This is a genomic window from Mitsuokella apri (assembly GCF_047974105.1).
Lineage (GTDB): Bacteria > Bacillota > Negativicutes > Selenomonadales > Selenomonadaceae > Mitsuokella.
Genome location: NZ_JBHYRS010000008.1, coordinates 59,594 through 85,550, shown reverse-complemented (window position 1 = coordinate 85,550; position 25,957 = coordinate 59,594). Strand labels below are relative to the sequence as shown.

The 25,957-nt window shown below is 49.3% G+C and carries 27 protein-coding genes; 10 read left to right on the top strand and 17 right to left on the bottom strand.

Features of this window, described 5'->3' with window-relative positions; genetic code table 11:
* Nucleotides 1-416 precede the first annotated feature (416 nt).
* Together ACE419_RS10225 and ACE419_RS10220 are read left to right on the top strand one after the other, a co-directional pair.
* Complete coding sequence (locus ACE419_RS10225; protein ID WP_435721940.1) at nt 417-1,214, top strand: ParA family protein; 798 nt, start codon at nt 417-419, stop codon at nt 1,212-1,214.
* The gene (locus ACE419_RS10220) at nt 1,211-1,897 is read left to right on the top strand and encodes a hypothetical protein (RefSeq protein ID WP_435721939.1); all 687 of its coding nucleotides are present in this window, start codon (nt 1,211-1,213) and stop codon (nt 1,895-1,897) included. Before ACE419_RS10225 ends, ACE419_RS10220 begins: the two co-directional genes overlap by 4 nt.
* Before the next feature lie 247 nt (nt 1,898-2,144).
* Here the strand turns inward: ACE419_RS10220 and ACE419_RS10215 are convergent, their stop codons facing one another.
* The 6 genes from ACE419_RS10215 to ACE419_RS10190 all read right to left on the bottom strand — a co-directional run bounded on the left by ACE419_RS10215 (nt 2,145) and on the right by ACE419_RS10190 (nt 7,384).
* Entirely contained in the window at nt 2,145-2,627 is a 483-nt protein-coding gene (locus tag ACE419_RS10215; RefSeq protein WP_435721938.1) for a hypothetical protein, read from the bottom strand.
* Between the two features lie 17 nt (nt 2,628-2,644).
* A complete protein-coding gene (locus ACE419_RS10210) occupies nt 2,645-4,219 on the bottom strand; it encodes an AAA family ATPase (RefSeq protein ID WP_435721937.1) in 1,575 nt (524 codons plus the stop codon).
* 23 nt (nt 4,220-4,242) lie between these two features.
* Nucleotides 4,243-4,689 carry a hypothetical protein gene (locus ACE419_RS10205; protein WP_435721936.1) on the bottom strand — a complete coding sequence of 149 codons (447 nt, stop codon included), beginning with the start codon at nt 4,687-4,689 and terminating at the stop codon, nt 4,243-4,245.
* Entirely contained in the window at nt 4,686-4,889 is a 204-nt protein-coding gene (locus ACE419_RS10200; protein WP_435721935.1) for a hypothetical protein, read from the bottom strand. Before ACE419_RS10200 ends, ACE419_RS10205 begins: the two co-directional genes overlap by 4 nt.
* A 34-nt stretch (nt 4,890-4,923) precedes the next feature.
* Nucleotides 4,924-6,651, bottom strand: a complete 1,728-nt coding sequence (locus ACE419_RS10195) for a DUF456 domain-containing protein (protein ID WP_435721934.1) — start codon at nt 6,649-6,651, stop codon at nt 4,924-4,926.
* Nucleotides 6,652-6,934: 283 nt separating this feature from the next.
* Nucleotides 6,935-7,384: an Hsp20/alpha crystallin family protein gene (locus ACE419_RS10190; RefSeq protein ID WP_435721933.1), complete on the bottom strand. Its 450-nt coding sequence runs from the start codon at nt 7,382-7,384 to the stop codon at nt 6,935-6,937.
* A gap of 333 nt (nt 7,385-7,717) precedes the next feature.
* Here ACE419_RS10190 and ACE419_RS10185 point away from each other — a divergent pair, with 333 nt between their 5' ends.
* Nucleotides 7,718-8,536 (top strand): nitroreductase family protein, encoded by an 819-nt coding sequence (locus ACE419_RS10185; protein WP_435721932.1) that lies wholly within the window; start codon nt 7,718-7,720, stop codon nt 8,534-8,536.
* 178 nt (nt 8,537-8,714) lie between these two features.
* Here ACE419_RS10185 and ACE419_RS10180 read toward each other — a convergent pair whose 3' ends face one another.
* Nucleotides 8,715-9,434: a hypothetical protein gene (locus ACE419_RS10180; RefSeq protein ID WP_435721931.1), complete on the bottom strand. Its 720-nt coding sequence runs from the start codon at nt 9,432-9,434 to the stop codon at nt 8,715-8,717.
* Nucleotides 9,435-9,937: 503 nt separating this feature from the next.
* On the opposite strand from ACE419_RS10180, the gene ACE419_RS10175 reads away from it, so the two are divergent.
* A complete protein-coding gene (locus ACE419_RS10175; protein ID WP_435721930.1) occupies nt 9,938-10,732 on the top strand; it encodes a dihydrofolate reductase family protein in 795 nt (264 codons plus the stop codon).
* A 597-nt stretch (nt 10,733-11,329) separates the two neighbouring features.
* Complete coding sequence (locus tag ACE419_RS10170) at nt 11,330-12,574, top strand: replication initiation protein (RefSeq protein ID WP_432647283.1); 1,245 nt, start codon at nt 11,330-11,332, stop codon at nt 12,572-12,574.
* A 76-nt stretch (nt 12,575-12,650) separates the two neighbouring features.
* On the opposite strand, the gene ACE419_RS10165 is transcribed toward ACE419_RS10170, so the two are convergent.
* The 3 genes from ACE419_RS10165 to ACE419_RS10155 are packed head-to-tail and all read right to left on the bottom strand — an operon-like array spanning nt 12,651 to nt 13,746.
* Entirely contained in the window at nt 12,651-13,238 is a 588-nt protein-coding gene (locus ACE419_RS10165; RefSeq protein ID WP_435721929.1) for a 4Fe-4S binding protein, read from the bottom strand.
* Nucleotides 13,235-13,438 (bottom strand): 4Fe-4S binding protein, encoded by a 204-nt coding sequence (locus ACE419_RS10160; RefSeq protein WP_432647285.1) that lies wholly within the window; start codon nt 13,436-13,438, stop codon nt 13,235-13,237. The genes ACE419_RS10165 and ACE419_RS10160 overlap by 4 nt, the downstream gene beginning before the upstream one ends.
* Nucleotides 13,432-13,746 (bottom strand): ArsR/SmtB family transcription factor, encoded by a 315-nt coding sequence (locus ACE419_RS10155; RefSeq protein WP_435721928.1) that lies wholly within the window; start codon nt 13,744-13,746, stop codon nt 13,432-13,434. The genes ACE419_RS10160 and ACE419_RS10155 overlap by 7 nt, the downstream gene beginning before the upstream one ends.
* Before the next feature lie 749 nt (nt 13,747-14,495).
* Between ACE419_RS10155 and ACE419_RS10150 the strand changes: the two genes are divergently transcribed.
* Nucleotides 14,496-15,725: a replication initiation protein gene (locus tag ACE419_RS10150; RefSeq protein ID WP_435721927.1), complete on the top strand. Its 1,230-nt coding sequence runs from the start codon at nt 14,496-14,498 to the stop codon at nt 15,723-15,725.
* Nucleotides 15,726-15,897: 172 nt separating this feature from the next.
* On the opposite strand, the gene ACE419_RS10145 is transcribed toward ACE419_RS10150, so the two are convergent.
* Nucleotides 15,898-16,476: a beta-class carbonic anhydrase gene (locus ACE419_RS10145; RefSeq protein ID WP_435721926.1), complete on the bottom strand. Its 579-nt coding sequence runs from the start codon at nt 16,474-16,476 to the stop codon at nt 15,898-15,900.
* The gene (locus ACE419_RS11650) at nt 16,473-17,381 is read right to left on the bottom strand and encodes a Fic family protein (RefSeq protein WP_503128874.1); all 909 of its coding nucleotides are present in this window, start codon (nt 17,379-17,381) and stop codon (nt 16,473-16,475) included. Before ACE419_RS11650 ends, ACE419_RS10145 begins: the two co-directional genes overlap by 4 nt.
* A 208-nt stretch (nt 17,382-17,589) precedes the next feature.
* On the opposite strand from ACE419_RS11650, the gene ACE419_RS10125 reads away from it, so the two are divergent.
* The 3 genes from ACE419_RS10125 to ACE419_RS10115 are packed head-to-tail and all read left to right on the top strand — an operon-like array spanning nt 17,590 to nt 18,988.
* Nucleotides 17,590-18,033: an Rrf2 family transcriptional regulator gene (locus ACE419_RS10125; RefSeq protein WP_435721925.1), complete on the top strand. Its 444-nt coding sequence runs from the start codon at nt 17,590-17,592 to the stop codon at nt 18,031-18,033.
* A gap of 2 nt (nt 18,034-18,035) precedes the next feature.
* Complete coding sequence (locus ACE419_RS10120) at nt 18,036-18,506, top strand: nuclear transport factor 2 family protein (RefSeq protein WP_435721924.1); 471 nt, start codon at nt 18,036-18,038, stop codon at nt 18,504-18,506.
* 41 nt (nt 18,507-18,547) lie between these two features.
* On the top strand, nt 18,548-18,988 hold the full coding sequence (locus tag ACE419_RS10115; protein WP_435721923.1) for a pyridoxamine 5'-phosphate oxidase family protein: 441 nt from the start codon (nt 18,548-18,550) through the stop codon (nt 18,986-18,988).
* Between the two features lie 84 nt (nt 18,989-19,072).
* Here the strand turns inward: ACE419_RS10115 and ACE419_RS10110 are convergent, their stop codons facing one another.
* The 3 genes from ACE419_RS10110 to ACE419_RS10100 form a co-directional block, all read right to left on the bottom strand.
* Entirely contained in the window at nt 19,073-20,206 is a 1,134-nt protein-coding gene (locus ACE419_RS10110; protein ID WP_435721922.1) for an alpha/beta hydrolase, read from the bottom strand.
* Between the two features lie 115 nt (nt 20,207-20,321).
* A complete protein-coding gene (locus tag ACE419_RS10105) occupies nt 20,322-20,834 on the bottom strand; it encodes a cyclophilin-like fold protein (protein ID WP_435721921.1) in 513 nt (170 codons plus the stop codon).
* A gap of 3 nt (nt 20,835-20,837) precedes the next feature.
* Entirely contained in the window at nt 20,838-22,022 is a 1,185-nt protein-coding gene (locus tag ACE419_RS10100) for an MFS transporter (protein WP_435721920.1), read from the bottom strand.
* Between the two features lie 132 nt (nt 22,023-22,154).
* On the opposite strand from ACE419_RS10100, the gene ACE419_RS10095 reads away from it, so the two are divergent.
* The gene (locus ACE419_RS10095) at nt 22,155-23,042 is read left to right on the top strand and encodes a LysR family transcriptional regulator (RefSeq protein WP_435721919.1); all 888 of its coding nucleotides are present in this window, start codon (nt 22,155-22,157) and stop codon (nt 23,040-23,042) included.
* A 178-nt stretch (nt 23,043-23,220) separates the two neighbouring features.
* Here ACE419_RS10095 and ACE419_RS10090 read toward each other — a convergent pair whose 3' ends face one another.
* Complete coding sequence (locus ACE419_RS10090) at nt 23,221-23,670, bottom strand: Hsp20/alpha crystallin family protein (protein WP_435721918.1); 450 nt, start codon at nt 23,668-23,670, stop codon at nt 23,221-23,223.
* A gap of 178 nt (nt 23,671-23,848) precedes the next feature.
* A complete protein-coding gene (locus tag ACE419_RS10085) occupies nt 23,849-25,900 on the bottom strand; it encodes a beta-galactosidase (protein WP_435721917.1) in 2,052 nt (683 codons plus the stop codon).
* Between the last annotated feature and the right edge of the window lie 57 nt (nt 25,901-25,957).

The window sequence follows — 25,957 nt, the reverse complement described above, 5'->3', positions numbered from 1 at the left end:
GTTTTGTTTTGAATCGTGTTGAACAACATCATCAACAAATCCATATAATTTTTCGTGTTGGACATGTTGATATTGTTGTTCAACTTAGCCAACATAATTGTGCTTTTCCCCGTTTTTTTAGCATCTTACCCACTATATATAGTGGGTGTTGGATATATTGTTCAACGTATATAGTGTTGATACTGTTGTTCAACATTTTGGCGAAAAGATGGTGAAAAAAAGAAAAAATTTTTTTTTCGACAAGAGTAATGGTTGGATATATTGAACAACAAATCCAATATATCCAACATATCCAAGAAGCTCTATCATAATTTTATGTTCAACATGTATATTGATATTTTTATTGTTCAATATTTTATGGTATAATGCAGATAACGCAATTAAGAGAAAAATATGATTTTGAGGAGTTTTGTTTCATGAAAGTATATGCTATTGCCAATCAGAAAGGCGGCGTCTCGAAGACGACGACCGCACAGTGCCTCGGGGCCGGACTTGCTCACGCTGGCTACAAGGTCCTGCTGCTCGACCTTGACCCGCAGAGCAATCTGACCTCGATTTGCCATGCCGTAACGGATGCGCAGGATAAGACGACCGTCACGATGCTGGAAATCCTGACGAAGGAAAATAATATCAATGAAGGAATCCAGCATATGGACCTTTATGATATCGTGCCGTCCTCGATGTTCCTCGCCTCAATTGATGCGCGCCTCACGGACCAGATGTCGCGTCCGTACCGTCTGCAGACGGCCCTAAAGGATTTGAAGGACGACTACGATTACGTTCTTGTTGATACGCCGCCGGCTCTGGGGACGCTGACGAACAATGCCCTTGTCGCAGCGGACTATGTCATCATTCCGGCACAGGCCGATATTTTGTCTCTGCAGGGCGTCAGTCAGCTCTATGAGACCATCGAGAGTGTCCGCGAGCATGCGAATCCAAAGCTCGTAATTGCCGGCATCGTGCTGACGCGCTTCCAGGGCCGCGCGAATCTTTCAAAGGAACTCGTCACGCTCTTCAATGCGGCTGCCGCTCAGCTGCGCACGAAGCTGTTTGATACGAAAATCCGCGAAGCTGTCGCCGTGAAAGAAGCACAGGCAGCCCTTAGCGATATTTTCACCATGGATCCAAAGTCAAATCCGAGCAGGGATTATGCTTCTTTGATCCAGGAGATTTTTGGCGTGGATGTGTTCCAGAAGGCAGGTGCTGACAAATGAGCAAGAAAAAAGTCACGATTGCCGCGGGAGCCAATCCCTTCGACAAGAGTAAATCTCCTGCTGACTACTTATTTGAAGGGGCACCTTCGCTGCCACAGGAAAAATCTGCTTCTTCCTTGAACAAAGAAGAAGAAAATAAGGATATTGGACATATTGGAACAGTTGGATATGTTGATAATGTTGAACAACAAAATCAACATATCCAACAAGTCCAACAGTATAACGCGGAGAATTCAGCCATTCAGCAGGACGATGCAGGCACAGGGGACCGAAAAAATGATATAAAGCAGGGAATGGAAGAAACCTCTGACACCATCGCTGCCGATGAAAAAATGGAGAACGATTTGGCGCTGGGCACAGCTTCGGCAGCAGAGGAAGCTGAGGAATTTATTGAAGGGAAGACAGAAGAAGCCGGGAAACCTGCAGGCAAAAAAAGAGGACGTCCCCGTCAGTTCCCGGGACGTCAGCATATTCATTTGATTTTGCCAGACCATCAGGCCGATATGATCAAGAGTCTGGCCAAGATGACCGGCGTCAGCGTCAATCAGTTCATGATTCAGGCTGTCGACACGATGTATGAGGAACACTGGAAGCCCGTTGTGGAAATCTTGCAGCAGAATCGTCATAAACTCGGTCTTGACCGCAAACTGGATAAAAATCTGTTCGACGATGACGTCGATTGAGCGTGGAAATTGGTTGGATATGTTGATTATGTTGGATATGTTGAACAACATAATCAACATATCCAATTTATCCAACATATCCAGTATATCCAATACATCCAACATATCCAATATATTTGTAGAAAGACATAGTTGGATTTACTGCTCCTGAAAGTTAAGTTGTGATAATTGAATAAGTCATGATTAACGGCCTATCCATGCATGATTGACTAAATCTGCATGAATAGGCCGTTTTGTAATGATACGCTCAGTTCTGGACAATCGATACGCTGCCATCTTCGCTGACGGCGCAGCACCGGTCGGTATAGACTTCGATGAAGGCGTAATCCATCATCGCTAAAGCGCGTGCTTTTTCCATTCCGTTCGGCAAAGTTTCGCCGCGCTTATAATGTGTGATAATGGATCCCGCGGGATCCAGGGTATGCACTTCGTACGGGTCGCCCAGATAACAGCGTGAGATGATGCCGATGAAGAAGCCCTCTAGCTTTACCTCCGGCAGTTCTGCCTGAATCTGATTGACGATGTCTTTCACTTTGGCGGCATTCATGACATGACCGCCGGCATCGAGCTGATGCATGGCACGCAGGTAAGCTTCGGAGCGCGGCTTGCGAAGTGCGCGGTCAAGGCGCATTTTTTCTTTTGGGTCATCATGTTTCACCGTCCGCGTCAACGAAAATGCGCTGTCCGTACTTTCGCTGACCTTTGGACGATGCAGCATTGGTTTTGGCATAAGATGATCCCTCCCTATCAAATCAATACTTTACGCGGGCGCACACCATCTTTCTTTGGCAGCGAATTTTCTTCGCCGATTGGGCGTCCGGAAGCTGGTACGGCACGCTCTTTTCCCCAGGCGCGGATGCTTTCGATGCGTTCCGGGCTCGTTTGGGAGAGAGGCACGACATTTTCAAAGGCTGCCTCAAAATTCTCCGGACTTAATTCAAAATCGTCACTGGCAAGACTCCGATAGGCAATATCGCGGATGGTTGATTCGATATCCGCTCCCGTGAAGCCCTCGCTCATCTCGACGATGCGGTCGGAAAATGGGCCGCTGAAATCCACGCCAAGGTAGCGCCGCATATAGAGCGCAAGGATTTCACGCCGTTCTTCTGCCGTCGGCAGGTCAACGAAGAACAGTTCATCGAAGCGGCCGCGGCGCAGCAGTTCCGAAGGAAGCATCGAAACATCGTTTGCCGTTGCCACGACAAAAACCTGTTTTTTGCATTCCTGCAGCCAGAACAGGAACTGACCGACCATGCGCGTCGACACGCCGCCGTCGTTGCTGCTTCCGGCCCCTGACAGTCCTTTTTCGATTTCATCGATCCAAAGGATACAGGGCGATACATTCTCGGCCGTGGTCAGGGCGTCTTTGAGCTGCTGCTCCGACTGGCCGACATAACTTCCCTGTACGGTGGCAAAATCCAGCCGGTAAAGCGGCAGCTTCCAATTGGCGGCGATGGATTTTGCGGAAAGCGATTTTCCGCAGCCGGGTACGCCGACGAGCAGGATGCCGCGCGGCGGCTGCAGTCCTTTGGCACGCATGATGGCCCGTTTATCCGGGGACAGCAGCTGCTTTTTTTCGTCGAGCCATTTGCGCAGGCCGGCAAGTCCGCCGACATCCTTGACACTCGGGTCGACGTTGATTTTCTCGAGTCCGGAAATATCGGAGAACAAGCGGTCCTTGGCCGAACGGACTTCGTCGAGGTCGGACTTTTTGATTTCCTTCTTCGCAATCAGGGCTGCCATGACATTTTCGGCCTCGATACTCGTCACGCCGGCCAAAACAGATGCGGCCTCGCGGATGTCCGTGTCGTCCCATTCAATCGGGATTTCCGACCGGTAATCATCGATGTACTCCTTGACGATGGGATACATTTCCTCCTCATTCGGCAAGTCGATGCGGATCATCATCCCGGAACGCTGCAGCCGGTTCCAAACGGCTCCCTGCGTGAATACGGCAACGGAGCCGCCATTTTCATTGGCCAGATTTACTAGGTCGAGAAGCTGCCGCGAATTATCGTTATCCTGACTGATATCGGGTGTCTCCGTCAGGATGAGCGTCAGATTCTGCCGCCGTTTCATCTGTTCACTCATAAAGTCGATGGCCCCGTACAAGGATTTGTCCTCTGAAAGAACCTTATTTGTCGTCAGGTCATACACGCCTTTCGATAAGGTATGAACGCAAACAGTCAGGCTGAGTTCTTTGGCAATATCCTTCCAGGCATCGAGAACGCGCGTGCGTTCAATCGTCTGCAGGGAAATAAACGGGATCCGTGCAATCATATAGCGGCGCAGGAGCTCTGTACTTTTCTTCAAATCTGCCATAATCTACCCTCTCTATCCTGCTCTCAATCCAAACGGTTGATTGGATGGTTCCGCAGGATACTTTTTAATTTTCCCAATGGATCTGCTTTGACGCTGTCCTCTAAACTTTTCTGCATGGTATCTGCCTGTTCACGGACCAGTTTCTCATAGGCGTCCTGCTGGTCCTTTGGCAGGGCAGGAATGCGGCAGGCCTGAACCAAAATCTGCATGGACCGCCGCAGTTCCAGCAGTGCCTGAATGAGTTCTGCTTCTCCAGAAGCTTGACTCATTTTACGCTGAAATAAATCCGACGCATTGTTCATGCGCGTATTCAGCGTATCGGCAAAACGATTCGCAAAACGTTCTGCAACGCCGCTCTGCCAATGAAGTGTGCCTGCCTGCATAGCAGCCATGGCTTCTTCATCCTGACTGCCGTCGGCAAAGGCATGCAGGACCTTCGCCCATTCTGCATAAGTGGCTGGTGTTTTCATATCATATTCCGCCTTTTCTTCATCGAACGTCTGACAACGACCTGCGGCGGGAGGATGTCCCAGGCTGCAGAGAGTCCTTTTGCCAGTGGATCATCTGACTGTATTTCCTTTGCTTCTGCCTGCTGCACACCCTGCTTTTCCGCTGGTGTCTGCTTGGCAGCGGGCGTTTTCGGGTCAATTGGACGAAATGCGTCTGCCATATGTTTCCCTTCTTCCTTTTTCTAGATGCATCCTTTATTCTGCCGCACTGATTTTCCGGATGCCATCGATGTGAGCACGGACGAACTGATTGGGGGCCAGCCCCTTCAAGAAGGTTTCCGTCTTGGTGAACTCTGCATCCTTTTTCTCGAACAATTCCCGTACATCCACGACTTCGGCCAGCAGCGCGCGCAGGATCTCTTCCCCTTTTGGACGATTGTTTTCCCAGTCTTCTGCGACTTTCTTTGCTGCCAGATAACGCGTCCTTTCTCCGTTATAGCGGGAGTATGCCCAGACCGCCAGAACGGCGAAAATGATGCCAGCCACTATTGTGACATAGAAGCCGGCCACGGCTAAAACTGCAAATACCCAGCGAAGTGTTTTACACATTTCACCGGTTTTTGTCATCTCGTTGCCCTTCATGGCTTCCTCTTTCTGTCGGTCGACAAATTGATTCCATGAAGCAAGGATCTCTTCTTCGTTTTCGCCATTCTGTGTCTGTGCTTCAAACCCTTGCAGCTCAAACGTAATTCCCTGTGGCACAGCACTGCGGTTCGCGGCGGTGATATCGCGGTAGGCATCGAGAATCCAGTCCTTTGACAGGGAAATGGCAAATTTCTGCGTTGCAGCATCCGCATGTACGAGTTCAGGATTCATCGAAGCATCGGTCAGCAGCTGCACGAAGTTTTTATGCGTCTCAAAAGATGTTTTCTGCACATCCATATGCTTGTTCGCTTCTGCTTCATCCCCGTGGAAGTCCAAAACAAGCTGCTCGAGCTGTTCTTTTTTCCGGAGCGGCAATTCTTCATCATCAAAATTCGTGACCAGTTCATCCAACATGTCATCCAAATGGGCAGTTAATTCCTTCGTTGGATTTTTCTGCTGGAATATGGCGTCGAAATCATCATATAAAACCTCATGCAGATAGGCACCGCTTAGAACGGCGGCCATTGCCGGCCAAGTCGGACTGTACTGCTGCAGATAGGGAAAATCTGTTTCCTTGCTGAGGTCTGGTTTCTTCAGCAGAATAGCCTGTTTCCACTGCTCGCGCTGCTTCTCTACAAAGCCCGGTTTTGCCTCAAGATGTTCGAGCCATTCCTTCATCTGTCCGCCAACCTCATTTTCAAGGTCATTTCCCCAAAGACCATTGGCGTAAGCGGAAAGTACGAGGATGGTCTTGCGGTCCAGATTTTCTTCATCCTGATTGGCAAGATACCGATTCACCCACTTGATGCAGGCAAGCTTGCGGTCCGCACGGCGGCAGATCAAGGCAAAGAACAATGAGGTCTTTTCATCATCCCGGGCAATTGCCTCTTTGACTGCCTTCTGGGCAAGCTCTTTGTTATCTGCAATCCACGCGGCCAGGGCGACAAGGCAGGGAGCAAGCCAATACCCCGGTGTCTTGATCATCACATCCTCAGTTGCGTTATTGATAATTTCCTTACGGATGATGCCAATATCCGTTGCCTGCAGGATTCCCGTTGCCATACGCCTGACCACATCGTAATGGCCAAAGCGCTTCTGGATTTCCTGCCTGAGCTTCACGACGCGCGTTTCGGCAAGCTGCTCACGGTTGCGCAGCATCTGCTCATTGACAAAAGCATGAAACTCATCGACCAGAGCTTCAAGCTCTGATTTTGTATGCAGCAGTTCCCCTTCGACTGCATCGACATGTGTATCAACGGCCGCAATCCTGCCATGAATTGCTTCCAGGTTACTGGCAATTCTGGATAAGTCGGCCGTTTGGATAATGCGATCTGCCATTCTTTCCCCTCCAAACTCTCTATGTTTCGTATTATTCTTTTAATTCTATATATTAGTTCTATATAGAAACATATTTTCCTTCCAGATCTTTTCGTAGGGGAAACGTGCATACAAAAGGCTTTAAAGAAAGCACCCCCTTATATCACATATCACAAAAAGAGGAGTCAGCACAATGCTGACTCCTCTTAGAGACGTCCCTTTCATATGGGGCAAACACCAGCGGCCACCCGAAGGTGACACGCGGTGTTTGGTTGGTCAAGCTTTAAGCGTCTTCACGCTCGGCTTAAGCGGCGCCATTGATGTTGATCGTATGACCCGTTTCAGCCTTTTCTGCCGATTTCGGCATATGGACGGAAAGAATACCATCCTTATACTCTGCCGTGCACTTGCCCTCATCGATGTTGTCGATGTAGAACGAACGGCTCATGTTGCTCTGGCTGCGTTCGCGGCGGACGTAGTTGCCCTTCTCGTCCTTTTCATCCTTCGTATCCTCATGTTTCGTGGCGATAGTCAGATAATTGTTATTGTACGTCAGGGAGATGTCTTCCTTCTTGAGGCCCGGCAGCTCAGCCGTGAGGTCGTAGCTGTCCTTGTTGTCTTTGACATCAACCTTGAATTCCGGAGTATGGAAGCTCTGCATAAACGGTTCATCAAAGACATTCATGAGGCGATCAAATACGTTTTCTTCTTTCTGAAGATCATTGTTGGAAACAAATGGAACCAAACCAAACATAATCAAAAACCCCTTTCGACGTCTTGCCGCCGCCTTCCGATGAGCATCAGACGGCGATTCAAAACCATTTGATATTTGTACCGAGGACCTTGGACCCTTTCTCTCGGTTCCCTTATCCTCTTTACAATTCTTATTATACCCAGAATAGTCAAAAAGTCAATAGGTCAAAAAGAAAATATGAAAATAATTTTTATTTGCAGATGCCCAGAGCAGCAGAATTCCTTGCAAATATATCTCTCGGTCTTACATTTTACGAATATTTTTGTTACAATGAAAGATACATCTAATAATGAACAAACTATACCCTGTAATACAGCCGGAGGGAAAATAATCATGAAAAAATTCATTGCGATTGACAAAGAAAAATGCATTCACTGCGGTATGTGTCTCCGCGACTGCATTGCTTCCTGTCTGGAGTTTGACGAAAACAAGGTACCGCGTTATATCAGGGGCGGGGATGAACGGTGCATTGCCTGTCAGCACTGCCTTGCCATCTGCCCGACGGGGGCTTTTTCCTTTAACGGACTCAATCCTGCCGATTCGTCTCCGGTGACGACGGTCGACAGCGAGGCTTTGCTTGGACTCATCAAGTCGCGCCGCAGCGTCCGCCAGTACAAAGATGCCGATGTGCCGGCGGAGAAAATCGCCAAGCTTCAGGAGATGCTGGCCTATCCGCCGACGGGCATCAATGCCCCTTCCCTGCGTTTTACCATCATCGCGACGCGCAGGAAAATGGATGAACTTCGCAGCATCACCTATGACTGTCTCGACCGTCTCCCTGACGACTCGCCGCTGGTATTCTTGAAGGAGATGGCAGCAAAGGGCCGCGCACAGGGCAAGGATGTCGTCTATCGCGGTGCACCGGCACTCGTCGTCGCCTCAGTCGATGAAACCAAGACCGTCGAGATGTGCCGTCCGGTTGACCCGATCATCGCCCTCTCGTATCTCGAGCTTTACGCCCAAAGCCTCGGACTTGGCACACTCTTTGACGGCTTCGCCGTCGCTATGGCAAGGCATTTTCCTGAGGTCGAGGCACAGTTCCATATTCCAGAGCACTGCAAACTCGGCTTTGTTATAGCTTTGGGCATCCCTGCGGTTAAATATGCGAGGACGCCGCAGCTGACGACGAAGAATGTCACCATCATTAAATGAATGCCCGAAATTGTGTATACTCGTTATGTCCATTGACAATTGCCATGTTATAATGAAATCATGGCATGTCTAGCAAGGCATATACCAAAAGAACCGCCCTTCTTCGGAGTGATGACCGAAGAAGGGCGGTTTGTTCTTATAAAATTTTAGCGGCCTGTTAGGAAAAATCAGCAGTTTTTCAGAAGAAATCGCCGCCGTCGTCACCGCCGCCATAATCACCGTAATCGTCATAGCTGCCAGCGTCGTCGTTATAGTCAAAGCCATCATCGTTGTCAGGATATTCATCGGCATCGCTGGCATCGTCGTAGTCGTAATCATCACTATCGTAGTCGTCACTGTCATAGTCATCATTGTCATAGTCGTCGCTGCCAAATTGCCCGTCATCATCTGCTGACCAGTCCACGTTCTGATCGATATCGAGATCATCCGTTGAAGAATCATCAACGCCACTGTCATTTTGATCCTGCATGGCCAAGGCATCGCGCTGCATTGCTGCGGCCTGATCGATATGGGCCTGCGTTTCCTGTGCATCGTGATGACGCATCAGGGCCGCGCCTGCGACTACGCCGGCAAGACCGGCAGCCGCAGCCATACGGCTGTCATGCTGACGGTCCAAAGCATTTTGACGGCGGATATCCGCAAGAGCCTGACGCTGGTCTGGGCGCAGTTCATGCCGCATGATATTTCGCCGAACGGCATCGATATGGGCCTTTGGGATATCCGCACCATTCTGCAAAGAAGGAGTCGGTTTTTCCTGAGGGAACGGCCGGTTTGACGATATGGCAGACCGCTGGCTTGGTGAAATAGATGATGTATTCTGCTGCTTTGTTTTGGCAGAACGTCCAAGGCAGTAAAAAATAACAAAGAGAACGAAAATAACAAGGATTGCAGTTCCCATAAGAAAATCATCCCTTCTATTCAAAATTCAGACCGATCCGCGTGTTGTTCCATTTGTTAATAAACTTCTTCTAAAGTAGTCAGATTCCTGCCAATTCGACAGTTTTCCTCAATGAAAAAAGACCACCGAAAATGCTGCTTAATATTCCAGAATAGTGTATTATGATTGTGTAATTGGTGAACAAACATGGCATGGAGCTGATGATGATGTTTTCGTTCTTCGTTTGGGGTGCTGTAATATGCGGTGCCGTTCTTGCCGTCCTGTGCTTTTTTGCCGGCATTCTGGGCTTTCTGCGGGGCATTCTAGGCAAACTGTGGAAGGATTTTTTCCACAAATGAATGCATCCTCTGTATTCTGTCTGTAATGATTGGAATCGGATTTACTTTTTCCCCCTCAGGTATGCCTGATTCGTATGACAGGACTTTGGCAAAAAGCATTGGTCAGATGATGTAATTTTTTGTTATAGTGAAGATAGATAAGCATTTTTAGAAGGAGATGAGCAAATGGATAAACCATTTATTTTTTGTCATATGGAGACTTCGACGGACGGCAAAATCATGGGGAAGTATCTCTGGCGTCCGTCGACCAGCGAAGCGCCAGACAGCTTCAGCACGATCATGAATGGTCCAGATGCCAAATACCAGTATCAGGCGATGATCAACGGCCGCACGACAATCGACGATAACTTCACATTTTATGCTAAGCCGGAGCTTGATGAAAATGCCCCCGAGGTTCCTGCCGGCGACTATTTGGCCGATGGCGTATCTTTGGGACAGTTCGTGATTGCCGTCGATGGTCACGGCAAACTGGCATGGCAGGATAATGTCAGCGAATATGATGGTGTCAAGAGCCATATCGTAGAAGTCCTCACCGAAGCGGCGTCCAACAGCTACAAGGATTTTCTGCGTAAAAAGGGAATCAGCTACCTGATCTGCGGCAAAGACAGCGTCGACCTGCCGCTGCTTTACGATAAGATCAAAAATGTTCTGCATGTGGATTCCGCAATGCTCGGTGGCGGCGGCGTCATCAACTGGAGTTTTGTACAGGCAGGGTTGGTTGATGAATTGAGCCTGGTCATGGCTCCGGCAGCGGACGGCAGCACGGAAACACAGACTCTCTTCATGGCAAAACCAGGCATCACGACCGACCAGCCTGTCCTCTTTAAGCCTTTGGAAGTCAAAATCATGCCGGATGATGCCGTCTGGATCCGCTACAAAGTCGGTAAAAAAGTTGACTTTGATTTTGACAGCGATCCCGAATTCAAAGAAACCATGGAAATGATTCGCGCACACCGATAAGAAAATATTGACTTTCCTATGCAAAAAGCCGGATGAGGATACTTCCCCATCCGGTTTTCTTATGGTCAATATTAGGCGGCTGACTTTTCTTCCGTATGGAAACGATCGACAATCGTGGCATAGGCAGCATCACCGGTGATGTTGACCGCCGAGCGCAGTATATGTTCCCTCAAATTATTCTATGAAAAAGAAAGAAAAGGCAGGCAGGCAAAAGCATATGGGAGGTGCTGGCGTGACGGATGAGATAGGTATTTTCTTGCCTGTGGATAACTTCCCTATGCTATGCATGCTTTTAGCATATAATGCTTTATAATGCTTTCCGCGATTTGAGCCCAGTAATGGCGCGGGTTTCGGGCGTTTTCGATTAGGGATTGTGACCTAACTATTAGGGATTGTGACCAATTTTTGCGTTAAGTATTAGGAAATGTGACCTGAACTATTAGGGATTGTGACCTAATTCGAGGGCATTTGATAAAAATATAGCTTGAGCACCTAATACTTCCCTGTTATAATGGAATAAAAGTAGGAATTGTGACCGCGGACAGGCATTGCAGGTCACATTTTCTACTCTTTTACGGGGAAAGCGAGGCGAAGCGTGTGGAAAAATTGGAAGTGAATGAGGCGCGGGATATCTATCAGTCCAATCCGCTGATCGAGGCAAGAAAGCCGCTGAATGCTTTGGAGATGCGGCTGTTTCTGCTGGCCGTGGCCCATGTCAATCCGCATATTTCCGGCAATGACAAATACTACGACAAGGAGTTTCGGGAGTTCCATCTGACGCCGGCAGAGGTTAAGGCCATCTTCGGACACGGTGAGTATCTGAACCGTCTGGAACGCGTCTGTGACGATATGCTGCAGAAAATCGTCACGGTGCGCAATGATGACGGCGGCTTTGTCAAATTCTCCATTTTTGTGCGTATCAAATACACGCCGAAGGATGGCCTGTACATCAAGTTCAATGAGGACATGGAGCCTTTTCTGCTCCATATCTATGAGAGCGGCGATGGCTATACGAAAATCAGCATGAAGCAGATTTTCAATTTGTCGTCTGCCTATGCTATGCGCCTGCTTGAACTGATGCTGCAGTACCGCGGCACGATGCAGGGGAAGGTCATCACGCGCCATATCGAGCTCGACAAGCTTCGCTTTTTCTTCGATATCGGTCCTTCGCAGTACAAGCAGATTGGCCCGTTCTGCAAATACGTGTTGGACAATCCCATTCGTGAAATCAACGAAAAGACGCAGTACCATATGACGTACGTGAGGACAAAGACGGGACGCAAAGTCACGGGCTTTACTTTTTCGATGGACTGCCGCGATCTTTTGGTTGATCGCGCAGCCGAGGAAAACGTTACGCTTGAAGCACTGCCAGCCAAGAAAGACCGCCATGGTCTCTCGGAAAAGATGGTCGACAAGCTGACGACGCTGTGCGGCAGCAACGAAGAATTCCTGCGCCGCATGGATTACGCTGTCGAACTGGCTAAGACGCGCAAAGTCAAGAATGTACCGGCCTTTCTTTACAAAGCCGTTGCCGAGAACTATCGGCAGCAGGACCTCGACATGAAGGCCGCCGTGGAGCGTGAATTTAAGGCCAAGCAGGAAAATGCCGCTTGGGAGCTCGATGCTCTCAAACTGTTTGGTGACAAGATTTCCCTCGATGTCGAGGAAACACCGTTTGACCAGTCCGACGACATGGGCCGGGCCATGGTCAGCGTCGTCCGCAAGGCCTTGAAGGAACGTCACCTCAATGTCACGGCTAAGCGCCTGCTTGAAGACCACGGCATGTCCGTGGCGCGCTTTATCGAATTGTACTGTCAGGATGAAACGACAGCAAAGAAATGACAGCTTTTTCGTCAATAGCTTTGTTGGATATGTTGGATACATTGGATATGTTGTTCAACTTATCCAATTTATACCATTAATTATTGCGGCCAGAGCCTGATTTCACCCTGCAGATGGTCTGCGTCAAGGTCCCCATCGGGCAGAAGACGCACCAGGAGCGCGGCTTGAACCAGAGCATGGCAGCCAAGGCGATGACTTCGGAGGTCATCATCAGACTATAGAGGCCAAAGGCGAATTGAGCCTGCCACGGGCTGACGCTTGCCGTATAGGTCCAATGCCAGGGCAGGTTGATGCTCCAAAGCAGCATGACAGCTTCTTTGACGCTGGATGCGCCGCTGCCGACGAGCCAGGTAGTGTAGATGACACTGCCGAACATGGCGAAAAAGAATATCATAAAGGCGTAGCGGAAAGTTTGGCTTTTCAGCCAAGCAGGCATTTCATGGCGCCGCGAAAGTCCGACTTGACTGCCGAGCACGCGGAGCAGCTGACCGCGGTCGCAATAGCGATTGCAGAAGAGCTTGTTGCCGCCGATGATGGCAAATAAGAGTGGCAGGCAGAAGCTGATGAGCCCGAGCCATGCAAAGAGGATGTTGACGAAGCTCATTGAGAAATAGAAAATGGACCACAGCCAAAGATAGTGGTACCAGTGATGCTGCTGTTTCATGGTCTCACCCCAATCTGAATCGCGGAAGCCGGACACTCTCTGGCGCACATGCCGCAGCCGACACAGAGATCCTCATTGACTTCGGCAAAAATGCCTGCATGGATGCTCATGGCACCGCGTGGACAGATGTCGACACACGTGCCGCAGGCCACGCAGTTTTCTTTATGTACTACAGCATGACGCGGTGAACGTTTTACCATGATGATTCCTCCTCTGTACCGGCTTTCTTTTTTGGCAAAAGGCATGACAAGATGGCTTTGACGCGTTCATCTTTCAGCGTATAGCAGATTTCCAGTCCGCTGCGCTTTCCTTCGATGATTCCCGCCTGACGCAGTTTTGCCAGATGCTGAGAAACCGTTGACTGCGGTACATCCATGCACTGCTGCATATGTGTCACATTGCAGCCGCCATTCTGCCAAAGTCCGCGGACGATGCAAAGCCGTACGGGATGGGCAATGACCTTTAGGAGCTCTGCCTGCTGCTGCAGAAATTTTTCATCTTGAATCAATTTATACACCTCACAATTTATATTTATATATTAGAATTTTTAAATATAGTTGTCAAGGGAATCCGCAAAGTGATCTCTAGCGGGCAACTGAAGCAGAAAGTCTAGCAAAATATAGTTTGACACTCCCATGCCTAAAGGCAGGTGGAGTGTCAAGAGGGGATGGAAATCAAGCAACCATCTTCGAATAGAACGAAATGGATCGTTCAAGAGATAAAAAGGACAAAAAAGAAAAGGCAAGCAGGCCGGCAAAGGCAGCTGTGGAAGTCTGGATCGTTGCTCTATTTTCCTCTGTGGATAACTTCCCTATGCTATGCTTGCTTTTAGCATATAATGCTATATATGCTATAGGTGTTTTGAAAGCCTTATAGCACAAGGGCTAGCGGCTTTTTAGGTGGACGGATTTTAACCTATAGGTAGACAATTTTTAACCAAATTGGGCTTTTTAGGTGGACGAAATTTAACCTAAAGGGAGACGGATTTTAACCTGATATATGATAAAAGGTAGAAATAATGCCTGTTGAATGTCTACATTACGTTTGATATAATGAAATTAGACGTAATGTAGACAGATTTTAACCAAAAATATTTTCGAAAAAGGGCTTGACTTTGACATGTCAGTTAAAAATCGTCCACCTTACCGCCAAATATTGCCCGCAAAGCCGTCGGTTTCCTTACCGGTTTGCTTGCCGATTTAATCTCTGCAGCCCTTGATTTTACTTGATTTCTGCGAAAATGAAAGGAACATTTCTATGAATGATCGTCGTCCCGTTATTTATCAGGCCAATCCGCTCATCGAAGCGAAGAAAGCGATGAATGCGCTGGAAATGCGCCTTTTCCTGCTTGCTCTGCAGGACATAAATCCACATCTTGGCAGGAATGACAAATTTTACGACAAGGATTTTCCAGCTACGCACATCTCGCCTAGTCAGGTCAAAGAGATATTGGGCAACGGCATGTATCTAACTTTACTTGATAAAACCTGTGATTCGTTGGCCAAGCGCGTTCTCGTCCTGCGTTCTGAAGAAGGGATGAAGTACGTGCCGCTCTTTGCCGTCATCGAATATGAAAAACGCGATGGCCTGCGCATCAAGTTCAACAATGAGATGCGTCCCTATCTGCTTGACATCTTTGAGCTTGGTAAAGGCTATACGCGCATTGCTATGAAGCAGATTTTCAATCTGTCCAGTGCGTACAGCATGCGTCTTTTGGAGCTCATGCTGCAATATCAGGGGCTGATGCATGACAAGACCATCCAGCGCCATATTGAACTCGGCGACCTGCGCTTCATGCTGAACGTCGGGGAACATACTTATACGAGGATTCAGGATTTCTGCCGCCGTGTTCTCGATGACCCAATCAAGGAAATCAACGAGAAGACGCAATACCGGATCTCGTATACGAAAGTTCGGAAGGCACGCCGTATTATGGGATTTAATTTTACGATGGACTGCTCGCAGGTCATGCCGGATGAGGAAGCTGCGGAAACGGTGCAGATGGAGATGCTGCCGAACAGGAATGAATGGCACGGCCTTACGCGCCAGAGCGTCGACAAGCTTACGCTTCTCTGTGGCAGCAACGAAGAATTTGAGAAACGCATGGGCTACGCCGTCGAGCTGGCCAAGACGCGAAAAGTCAAGAATGTCCCCGCTTTTCTCTATAAGGCGATTGCCGAGAACTACCTGAGACAGGATCAGGATATGAAGGCCGCGATTGAGCGCGAATTCAAGGCCAAGCAGGAAAATACCGCTTGGGAGCTCGATGCCATCAAGATGTTTGGCGACGAGATTTCCCTTGATGTCGAGGAAACACCGTTCGATCAGTCCGACGACATGGGCCGGGCCATGGTCAGCGTCGTCCGCAAGGCCTTGAAGGAACGTCACCTCAATGTCACGGCAAAACGTCTGCTTGAGGACCATGGCATGTCCGTGGCGCGCTTCATTGAATTGTACTGTCAGGATGAATCGTCTGCAGAGAAATGACAGTTTTTTCAGCAACGATTTTTGTTGGATAAGATGGATATATTGGATGTATTGGATGTATTGGATATGTTGATTATGTTGTTCAACATATCCAGTTTATCTATAAAAATAGCTACAAAAAGATAGGAATCAGCGAGGGGCTGGTTCCTATCTTTTTGGTGTATGACTGCTTTTATTTTGTCGGGCTGCTGCCGGATGCCGTCTCTATGACATCGAGCTGGCCTGTGCGCGGGTGGATCATCAGGCCGTGCACTTGGATGTTTTTCGGGATGTATGGGTTCTGCTCAATCTTTTTCACGGCCTCTTTGACATTTTCGACAGGGTCGTGGAAGGCATCAGCCCACGTTTCGAGTTCGCCGTGCACTTTGGCGATGGCGTCTTCCGTGACGCCGTGTGCACGCATCGCGGCGGCGAGACTGTCTGCCGTGGTCTTGGCCATGCCGAATTCGTAATGGCCGACGACGAAGATTTCTTCGACGCCGAGCTCGTAGATGGCGACCATCAGGCTGCGGATGACGGCGTCAAATTCGCCCGTGAGATAGTTGCCGACGGTGCGGATGATCTTGGCATCGCCGCGCTGGATCCCCATGGCCGGTTCGAGAATCTCCGTCAGTCTCGTATCCATGCAGGTGAAAATGGCCATTTTCTTCTTTGGCAGCTTACTCGCGGCAATGTCCTCTGCCGTATAGTCATGCTTGCCATGGGCCACGAATTCTTTGTTGGCGGCTAGGATTTCATCTAAACGACTCATTTTTCTTCCTCATCATATTTCGGCAGATAGTAGGCCACGATTTTTTTGAAGCGGTCCTGTGCGGTCAGGCAGGTATCACGCAAGTATCCCTTTTCGTTCTGCCATTCATGCAGGCCGCGGTAATAATAGAATTTTAGATCATCCGTAAGGATGAAGGGAATTTCGCCATGACGAAGACATTCCTTGAAGAGCAGCAGCCGGCCCACACGTCCGTTGCCATCCTGAAAGGGATGAATCTTTTCGAAACGGACATGAAAATCAAGGATATCGTCAAAAGATGGCTTTGTCAGTTTGTTATACCAATTGAGCAGTGCTTTTATAGATTCCGCCACTTTTTCTGGCGGGGTAGTTTCCATTTCGCCGATGGTGTTCGGCAGCTTTTTGTAATTGCCGACGGCAAACCATGCTTTGCGGCTGTCGGTCGTGCCATTTTTCAGCATGAAATGAAGCTCTTTTATCATCTTCTGCGTGATGCGGTGCCGTGCGTTTTGGATGATAAAGTCTACACAGCGGAAATGATTCATGGTTTCGACAATATCGTCGACATTTGTGGGACCATTCTGTCCGGCTGTATTGGTATCAAAGATATACTGCGTCTCTTCATGCGTCAGCCGGCTGCCCTCGATGTGATTTGAGTTGTACGTCAGATCAATCTGTACGCGATGATAAAGGCCGCCTTTACGGTGATGCAGGCATTCGTCCTGCAAAAGGTCCGGCAAAGAAGGCACTGCACCCATTTTTTTGCTGCGCGGACGTCGGCCGGGGCGAATGGCATGGACAGGAAGCATCCATATTCGTCCGGCTTGCTTAGCACCCGGAATCCTGCCTTCCTTGCAGTAGTTCCGCACGGTACGCGGTGAAAGATTCCACTGCACAGCCATTTCTTCTACAGATACGTAGTCCATTCCTTCTCACCTCTCACCTTAATTATGACAAAAATAGCCGCTATCGGCAAGTTATCTTCTGAAAATAAATCTATATTTTTAATATAACTTGCCGATGACGGCATGACCGCATCAAAAAAATCTTGTTGTAGTTCTTTACACAACAACAACTATATGATATGATGTAGTCAGTTAGACAACAACGTATACAAGAAAGGTGATCTTGTCGATGTTTTCCAGTCGTATGAGTGTTGCAATTCATATTCTGCTGTATCTGGAAGAATATGAAGAAGAAGAAAAAGTAACGTCCACCGTTCTGGCGGACACTACTGGTGTCAATGCGGTCAATATACGCAAGACGCTGCAGTTATTGAAGAAAGCAGATTTCATAGAGATCCGCAGAGGCAGCGGCGGTGCCGTCCTGAAGAAAGCACCGGAAGAGATTACGGTAAAGGATATTTTTGAAGCCGTGGAAAATTCAGATGATGAGTTATTCCACATGCATGAACATCCAAATACGAATTGTCCAGTGGGAAGGTCCATAAAAGGCGTATTGGATGGTCACATCGATGCATGGAAAAGTTTGCTGATGCAGCAGATGCAGGCAGTCACCTTGAAAGACTTGTATACGGAGATGCAGGCAGAAATGAAGAAAGATACTGGAGGAAGATGAGGATGAAGCTGAAAAGAAAAGCAACCGCTATGCTGCTGGGGATGAGTTTGATGACGGCCATGTCGGTCAGTCCGGCTTTTGCTGCAGAAAAAGTACCTACGTTTACGGATAATAAACAGATGGTCGAGTATTTCTGGAATGAAGTATTCAACAAGCACGATACTTCTGTCATCGATGCCATGACGGCACCGGACTATATCCAGCACAATCCGGGTTTCGCCGATGGACGTCAGGCTTTTGAAAGCGGCATTGAGGGATTCTTGAAGGAATTCCCGGAAAGCAAGGCTGAAATCAAGCACATCGGTGCCGATGGAGACCTGGTTTTCATTCATAACCATATCACCCTGAACACCAAAGACCGCGGTCAGGCTGCTGTCGATATCTTCCGCGTTAAGGATGGAAAGATCGTAGAGCACTGGGACGTTATTCAGGATATCCCGGAAAAAGCGGAAAATGATAATACGATGTTTTGATATGTGCCGACTCACGATTTTACAGCTGGGAGAGAAAGATTTTGGAGCAGCGACCAGAGATTGAAAAACGAATTCACGAATGGCTAAAGGAATGCGTCGAAGAGAGCGGCGCGTTTTTCCTGAATACCATCGAAAAGGGCAGACCGAAATCACGCCCCATCAGCTTTCACATGCTCGAAGGCGGCATCAACTATTTCGGTGTCGGGGCGATGAAAGACGTATACCGCCAAATGCAGGAAAATCCTTACGTAGAGATAAGCGGCCTGATGGGCAAAGGAAAACAGTTTTTCCGGTATTACGGCAGGGCTGTTTTTACGGATGGCGATGAGCTGTCAGAGCTTGCACTCAATCAGCCTGGCTACCCCGTCATGAAAAAAATCTACACCAAAGAAAGCGGCAGACGCTTTGCGGTCTTTCATCTGGAAGACGCCGTGGCCGAGAAACGTGCCATGATGTCTGTGTTGGAAACGTATCATTTGTGAACGTAAAAGAAGAGCCAGCGAGATGCTGACTCTTTTTTCTTTTGAGGGATGTCTGTTATTTAAGGGGAAAGAATCGGGCGAGTATTACTTCAGATGTGCCTTGAAGAACTGCTCGAATTTGTCAAAGGGGATTTTCTGGGTGTTATCGTAGAGGTCCGTGTGGTTGGCACCCGGGACGATGTAGAGTTCCTTGTCTTTCGAACCGATGGCCTTATAGGCATCCTCGCTGAAGTAGCGGGAATGTGCTTTTTCACCAGCCACGATCAATGCAGGCGTACGCATTTCTTTGGCGTATTCCATAATTGGCATGTTGATGAAAGAGAGCGGCATAGTATTCGTCCAGGAACCATTCGGATTGGAGTTGATGGAACGCGGATGATAGCCGCGTTTCGTCCGATAGAACTGAGCGTATTCTGCAATGAATTTTGGCGTTTCCGGCGTAATATCTTTTTCCGGGTCCAGATTGTTAGCCGGAGCTAATGTAGCGTAATCGTTTTTCGAGCTTTCCCAACGGTTGTTGTTCAGCTGTTCTTTCATCTGGTAACGCGCGTCGGCGTTCATCGGTGCTACATGGTCGTATTTGCCCTTTGGATCCATCTTGATTTCATAACCGTTGGCCATGACGCGGGTCATGTTGTACATGGTGCTCGTAGCTACGGCCTTGACGCGCGTATCCTGAATGGCATCGTTCAGGGCAAAACCACCCCAGCCGCAGATGCCGAGAATGCCGATCTTATCGCGGTCTACCATGTCAAGGGAGCCGAGATAGTCTACAGCAGCGCTGAAATCTTCCGTGTTGATGTCCGGCGAAGCAGTGTTGCGCGGCGTGCCGGAGCTTTCTCCCGTAAAGGATGGGTCAAAGGCCAGTGTTACAAAGCCGCGTTCGGCCAGCGTCTGTGCATAGAGGCCGCTGGACTGTTCTTTAACCGCGCCGAAAGGTCCGCTTACGGCAATGGCTGCCATTTTTCCCTCGGCGTTTTTCGGTGCATACAAGTCACCTGCCAGGGTGAAGCCATAACGATTCTTGAACGTTACTTTGCGGTGATCTACTTTGTTGGACTCTGGGAAAATCTTATCCCATTTCTGTTCGAGCTGAATGGTCTGCCCCGGTACAGAAACCGTTGTCGCATTTTCCGGCATGGCAGCAAAAGCGGTTGTCGCAAACGTTGCGGCCAGCATAGCGGCAAGAGAAGTGGTTTTAATGACTTTTTTCAACATGATGTGTTCTCCTTTTTTGTGCGAGCTGATGTTTATGATTGATCTTGCTTACAGTATATCCGAATAGACGTTATATAACAAATACCTATAAATTATTCTTTGTTATGTCTATAAGTTATGGCGAATCCCGTTCTATGGTTACGGCTGCATTCCCGCTTCCCAGTGCTTCGGGCAGACCGTCCGTATTTTCAATCTGCCCTATCTTTGTGTAGCGGTAATTCGTCGGGAAGTCTTTGTAGAACATTACGATGTAATCTCCGTTAAACAGCATGATTTCGCCTGTACGGATTTGACCGGGATTTGTATCAGCCGAAGGAAGCGGGCTTGAGAACCGATAGTATTTTTCATTGCCGTTCAGTTCCGTCATGGTCACTGATAGCGGCAGTTTTTCTACAAGGGCTTTTGCCGTATCGTTATGTTCCAGCGTGGCATAAAATATATGTCTGCCAACGGAAATCTTGATATGGCTGTCTATTTCTTTGGAGGCATTCTGCACCGCTTCCGTCTGCCCTGCGGCAGATTCAGGCTGAGCTGCAGATTTTTCCGGTGAGCCGCTTTTGGCGCAGCCGATGGTGAGAAAGGCGGACGCCAGCAGACAGGCCAGAATGATTATTTTCCTGTTCTTCATAGTTTATGCCCCCTGTTCGACAGAAAGTTCCGCTGGATTCATGCTGCGTCTTGTGCATTGGCTCCAGAAAAGAATGCCAGCGATGACGATGAAAAGCAGGCCGCCGCAAATAACATATTCGATGCCAAAATGGTCGATAAAGATGCCGCTTACTTCTGTCGCGGCCATGGTACCGAGATTGGCTGACGTGAGAAAGAGGCCATTGGCAAAATCAGGGGCCTCAGGCGCAGCATGGGAAAGCCAGAACTGATTGATGTTGCCGTTGATGCCGGCTAGAATGCCCCAGAAAAGCGTAAGCACGGCCACCATAGGCCAGCTGCTTCCGCTTGTGAGCATCAGGAGATAGAGTGCTCCGAGCAGGAACGGGAAAACTTTTACGGTAGTTTCGGAGCGGTTCGACAGGAGATTGCCCGCGGCCATGCTGCCAAAGATATTGCAAAGGCCGTAGCCAAAGAGAAGCAGGCTGATGAGATTTGGCGCAAGGCCTGACACGCTCCCAAGATAGGCTGCCCAATAATTGAACACACCGAAGACCGAACCGTTCAGGAAAATGACGGCGAAGATTGAGGCCCAGACGACGGGCTTTTTGAGTACGGCCAGCTGTTTTCCGTAAGATAGTCTTTTCTCTGCCGGCATAGAAGGAACAAAGAAGACCGTTGCCAGCATGACGAGAAAGGTCGTCATGGCGAAGAAGGACATGGAGGCGGACAGGGAGATATTCGCTGCGAGGAAGTTGCTGATCGGGACGCCGACGACCATGCCGGCCGATACCCCGATGTTGATTTTGGCCACGGCCTTTGGGGCATCTTTGGCTCCTGCGAGCGCTGCTGCTACCGTAAAGGCCATCGAGCAGTAGACGGGATGGAAAAAGGCAGGCAGCACCCGCGCGGCTAAGAGCAGGTTGAAATCCGCGGCAAACACCGAAATCGTATTGCATACCGTGAATAAGCCAAGCACGAACAGCATGACGTGTTTGCGGTTGAAACGGGAAAACAGCAGCGGCATAATCGGACCGGCAATGGCAACTCCCAGCGCAAAAAGGCTGATGAGCAGTCCGGCATGAACGATGGTCACATCGTAGCGTTCTGCGATATAGGGCAAAAGGCCGATAAAGCCCATTTCCGTATTGAGGATGCCGAATACTCCGGTCATGAGGATGAAGATCAATAGGTTTTTGTTTGTCTGCATAATGGCTCCTTTCTTGCTGTTACGGTAAGGATATCATAAGGCGCTTTCTATAACAAATACCTATTTATACTTACTGGATATAATTGAATCACATAGCAGATGTTGTTATAATAGACGGCAGAGGTGATAAAAATGGAATTTCGTGTCCTGAAATATTTTCTGGCTGTGGCCAGAACGGAAAATATCTCCCATGCGGCGGAAGAATTGCACGTCTCTCAGCCGGCGCTTTCCCGTCAGCTCATGGATCTCGAAAATGAACTCGGCGTGAAGCTTCTATTGCGGAGCAATCGGCGTACGACTCTTACGGAAGCGGGATTTTTGCTCAAGAAGCGAGCAGAAGAAATTGCCGAACTCGTAGATAAAACTGTCGATGAAGTCTCCCATGCACGGGAAGGCGTCAGCGGCAGTGTGCATATCGGCTGCGGCGAAACAGCGGGCATGCGGATCATCGCGCATGCCGTCCACGAGCTGCAGAAGGAATATCCCCATGTCAACTATGATTTTCGCAGCATGGATGGCATGAACGTAAAAGACCATCTGAAAAGAGGCACCTTGGATTTTGGTATCTTGATACAGCCCGATGTGCCGCAGGATTATCCTTATATCGAACTTTCCTATGAAGACCGCTGGGGCGTCCTGATGCGCAGAGACAGCCCTTTGGCGAAGCTTACGAGCATTCATCCAGAAGACCTTGACGGACTCCCCTTGATTCTCTCGCAGCAGGCACTTAAATGGAAGGAATTTGGCGTCTGGTTTGATCAAGACGAAAGCGAACTCAATATCGTCGCCACGTATACACTGCTCTACAATGCTTCTCTTTTGGCCGAAGAAGGCATCGGCTACGTCCTGTGCTTTGACCGGCTTATAAGTCTCCCCGAAGACAGCCCGCTTGTGTTCCGTCCCCTGGACCCGCCGAAAACCTGCCGCGTGTTCTTCATCTGGAAAAAGCATCAGGTCTTCTCCGAGGCGGCAAGACTGCTGAAAGAACGTATTTTGAGCATTTCAGCGGCAAAAGCATAAGGACTCCTGCATAAAAAAAGACGCCATTACATACTTGTCACGAGAAAAAAAGAGGAGCCAGCAAAATGCTGACTCCTTTTAAGAGACGTCCCTTGCATATGGAGCAAACACCAGCGGCCACCCGAAGGTGACACGCGGTGTTTGGTTGGTCAAGCTTTAAGCGTTTTCACGCTGCGGCTTAAGCGGCGCCATTGATGTTGATCGTATGACCCGTTTCGGCCTTCTCTGCCGACTTCGGCATATGGACGGAAAGGATACCATCCTTGTATTCTGCCGTGCACTTGCCCTCATCGATGTTGTCGATGTAGAACGAACGGCTCATGCTGCTCTGGCTGCGTTCGCGGCGGACGTAGTTGCCCTTCTCGTCCTTCTCATCTTTCGTATCCGCATGTTTCGTGGCGATAGTCAGATAATTGTTGTTGTACGTCAGGGAGATGTCTTCCTTCTTGAGGCCCGGCAGCTCAGCCGTGAGGTCGTAGCTGTCCTTGTTGTCTTTGACATCAACCTTGAATTCCGGAGTATGGAAGCTCTGCATAAACGGTTCATCAAAGACATTCATGAGGCGATCAAATACGTTTTCTTCTTTCTGAAGATCATTGTTGGAAACAAATGGAACCAAACCAAACATAATCAAAAACCCCTTTCGACGTCTTGCCGCCGCCTTCCGATGAGCATCAGGCGGCGATTCAAAACCATTTGATATTTGTACCGAGGACCTTGGACCCTTTCTCTCGGTTCCCTTATCCTCTTTACAATTCTTATTATACTCAGAATGGTCAAAAAGTCAATAGGTCAAAAAGAAAAAGTTATATTTTTTCTGTTGCCACGATTTGTACGTCCCATGGCGCTAAGGTGATGATATTGCCATCTTCGAGGGGCTGACCGCTCATTAATTCCGTGGCATTCGTGCCTTTATAGGGGACAGACTGTTCTTTGTCTGAGTAGTTCAGGTAATAGGCCAGTTTCTTTCCGGTGGCGTTATACCCCTGACGGATGATCAGCGGGAATGTCTCCTTGTAAGGACGGATAGCCGGCAGGTCTTTCGCAATGACGTCGCGCACGAAGTTTTCAAGATGCGACGGCGAGAAGTAGCAGCCGAGATACCAGGCTTTGCCTTTGCCGTATTCGTTTTCGGTTACGGCTGCATAGCCATTCCAGGCCGGGTTGTCATAGGAAGCGAGAACTTTGGCCGTAGACGGCTCCAAAAGTTCCTGCCAGTCGGAGCATTCAGCGCCTGTAAGGGATGCTTCGCCCTGCAGCTTCATATTCGGGGTGACGGTGAATTCCTGATAACTGAGCCCGAAGACATCCGTCAGATTATGGGGCTGTGCGTCCTGATAGACCTGAACGTTCTCGTTCGTATAGGCCGTCTTAAAAGTCGCCAGCAAGTGGCCGCCTTCTTTGACGTATTGTTTCAGGGTTTCCGTAAGTTCATGTTCTGCCGTATAGAGGGCAGGTACGGCGATGAGGTCATATTCCTGGAAGTCTCGCGTAGTCGCTGGCAAAAAGTCACATTCGATGTTGCTGCGGTAGAAGGCATCGTAGAGCCAGCGTACGACATCGTTATATTTGAAATCGCGTTTGCGCAGCACATCGCCGATAGGCTGATACTCCAAGGCCGAAAGGGCTTCGTTGCTGACGAGAATCGCCACGCGGTTTTTCTTCGTAAGGCCCTGCAGCTCTTTCGAGAGGCGCGCCATCTCTTTACCGACTGTCTGTACTTCGCGATAGATGCGCCCAGGCTTCAAATCATGCGGCAGGACACCGCGCCAATACGTTTCCCACGAGTTGTGCAGGGAATGCCAATGCCAGTACATGACGCCGCAGGCACCGCTGGCAAGATGGCTGAAGGCCTGCAGCCTAAGCTGCCCCGGATACGGCGTCCACTGCGGGAAGCCCTGAGCCTCAGTCTCCATGACGAGATAATTTTTCTGCTTGAGCGAACGGCTGACGTCGCCGCCAAAGGCAATCTCCGTACCCGTCAGGGCCGACTGCGTCGGATGATAGATATCGACGCTGGCAAGGTCCAGCACCTCGGCACACTGGAAATGGTCGACCTGCGGCTGAATGCCGAACGACCAGCCGCGCCATTCGTAATCGAAATTCTGCGTGACGAACTGGCCTTCCTTGGCATATTCTTTGACAATGGCAGCCTGCCAGGCGAGGAAATCCCGGACGGTCCCGCGGCGGAATTCGTCGAAGGCGGAAGCGAGGCTCGCGTTGATCGTGCCGCGCACATCGGGGAAATCCTCCCAGGTGTTGATACGATTGCTCCAGTAATTGAGGCCAAAGACCTTGTTGAGTGCGTCGAGCGTCCCGAAACGCTCTTTGAGCCACGCGACAAATTCCTTTTGGATGCGCGCATTGGCATTGCCGTAGTACTTCGTCTCATTGTCGAGCTGATAGCCGATGATGCTGGGATGGTCCTTGACGTGCTCCATCAGGGCGCGGATCATCTCTTCGGCGCATTCGCGGTAATAAGGATGGCCGATATCCATATTCTGGCGCCTGCCGTAGAACTCGTGGCCCGGCTCTGTGACAGGGCCGTTCTTTACCATGGCCGGTTCCGGCACAAGCAGGACATCGGGGCATTCCTTGGCCATCCACGTGGGGATGGCATAAGTCGGCGTGCCGACGATGACGTACAGGCCGTATTTTTCGGCAGCCTCGAGGGCACGGTCGATATGGTGAAAATCAAATGTGCCGCGCTTGGGCTCCATCGTGCCCCAGGTGGATTCGGCGATGCGGATGACATTCATGCCGGCGTCCTTGATGAGCTGCATGTCTTTTTCGAGACGTTCATAGGGCATGTATTCGTCGTAATACGCTGCACCGTAGAGAAGGGAATTTATTTTCATAAGAATACGGGCAGGATGCCTCGGTCCATAAGACCGGCGTATCCTGCCCGCTTCACC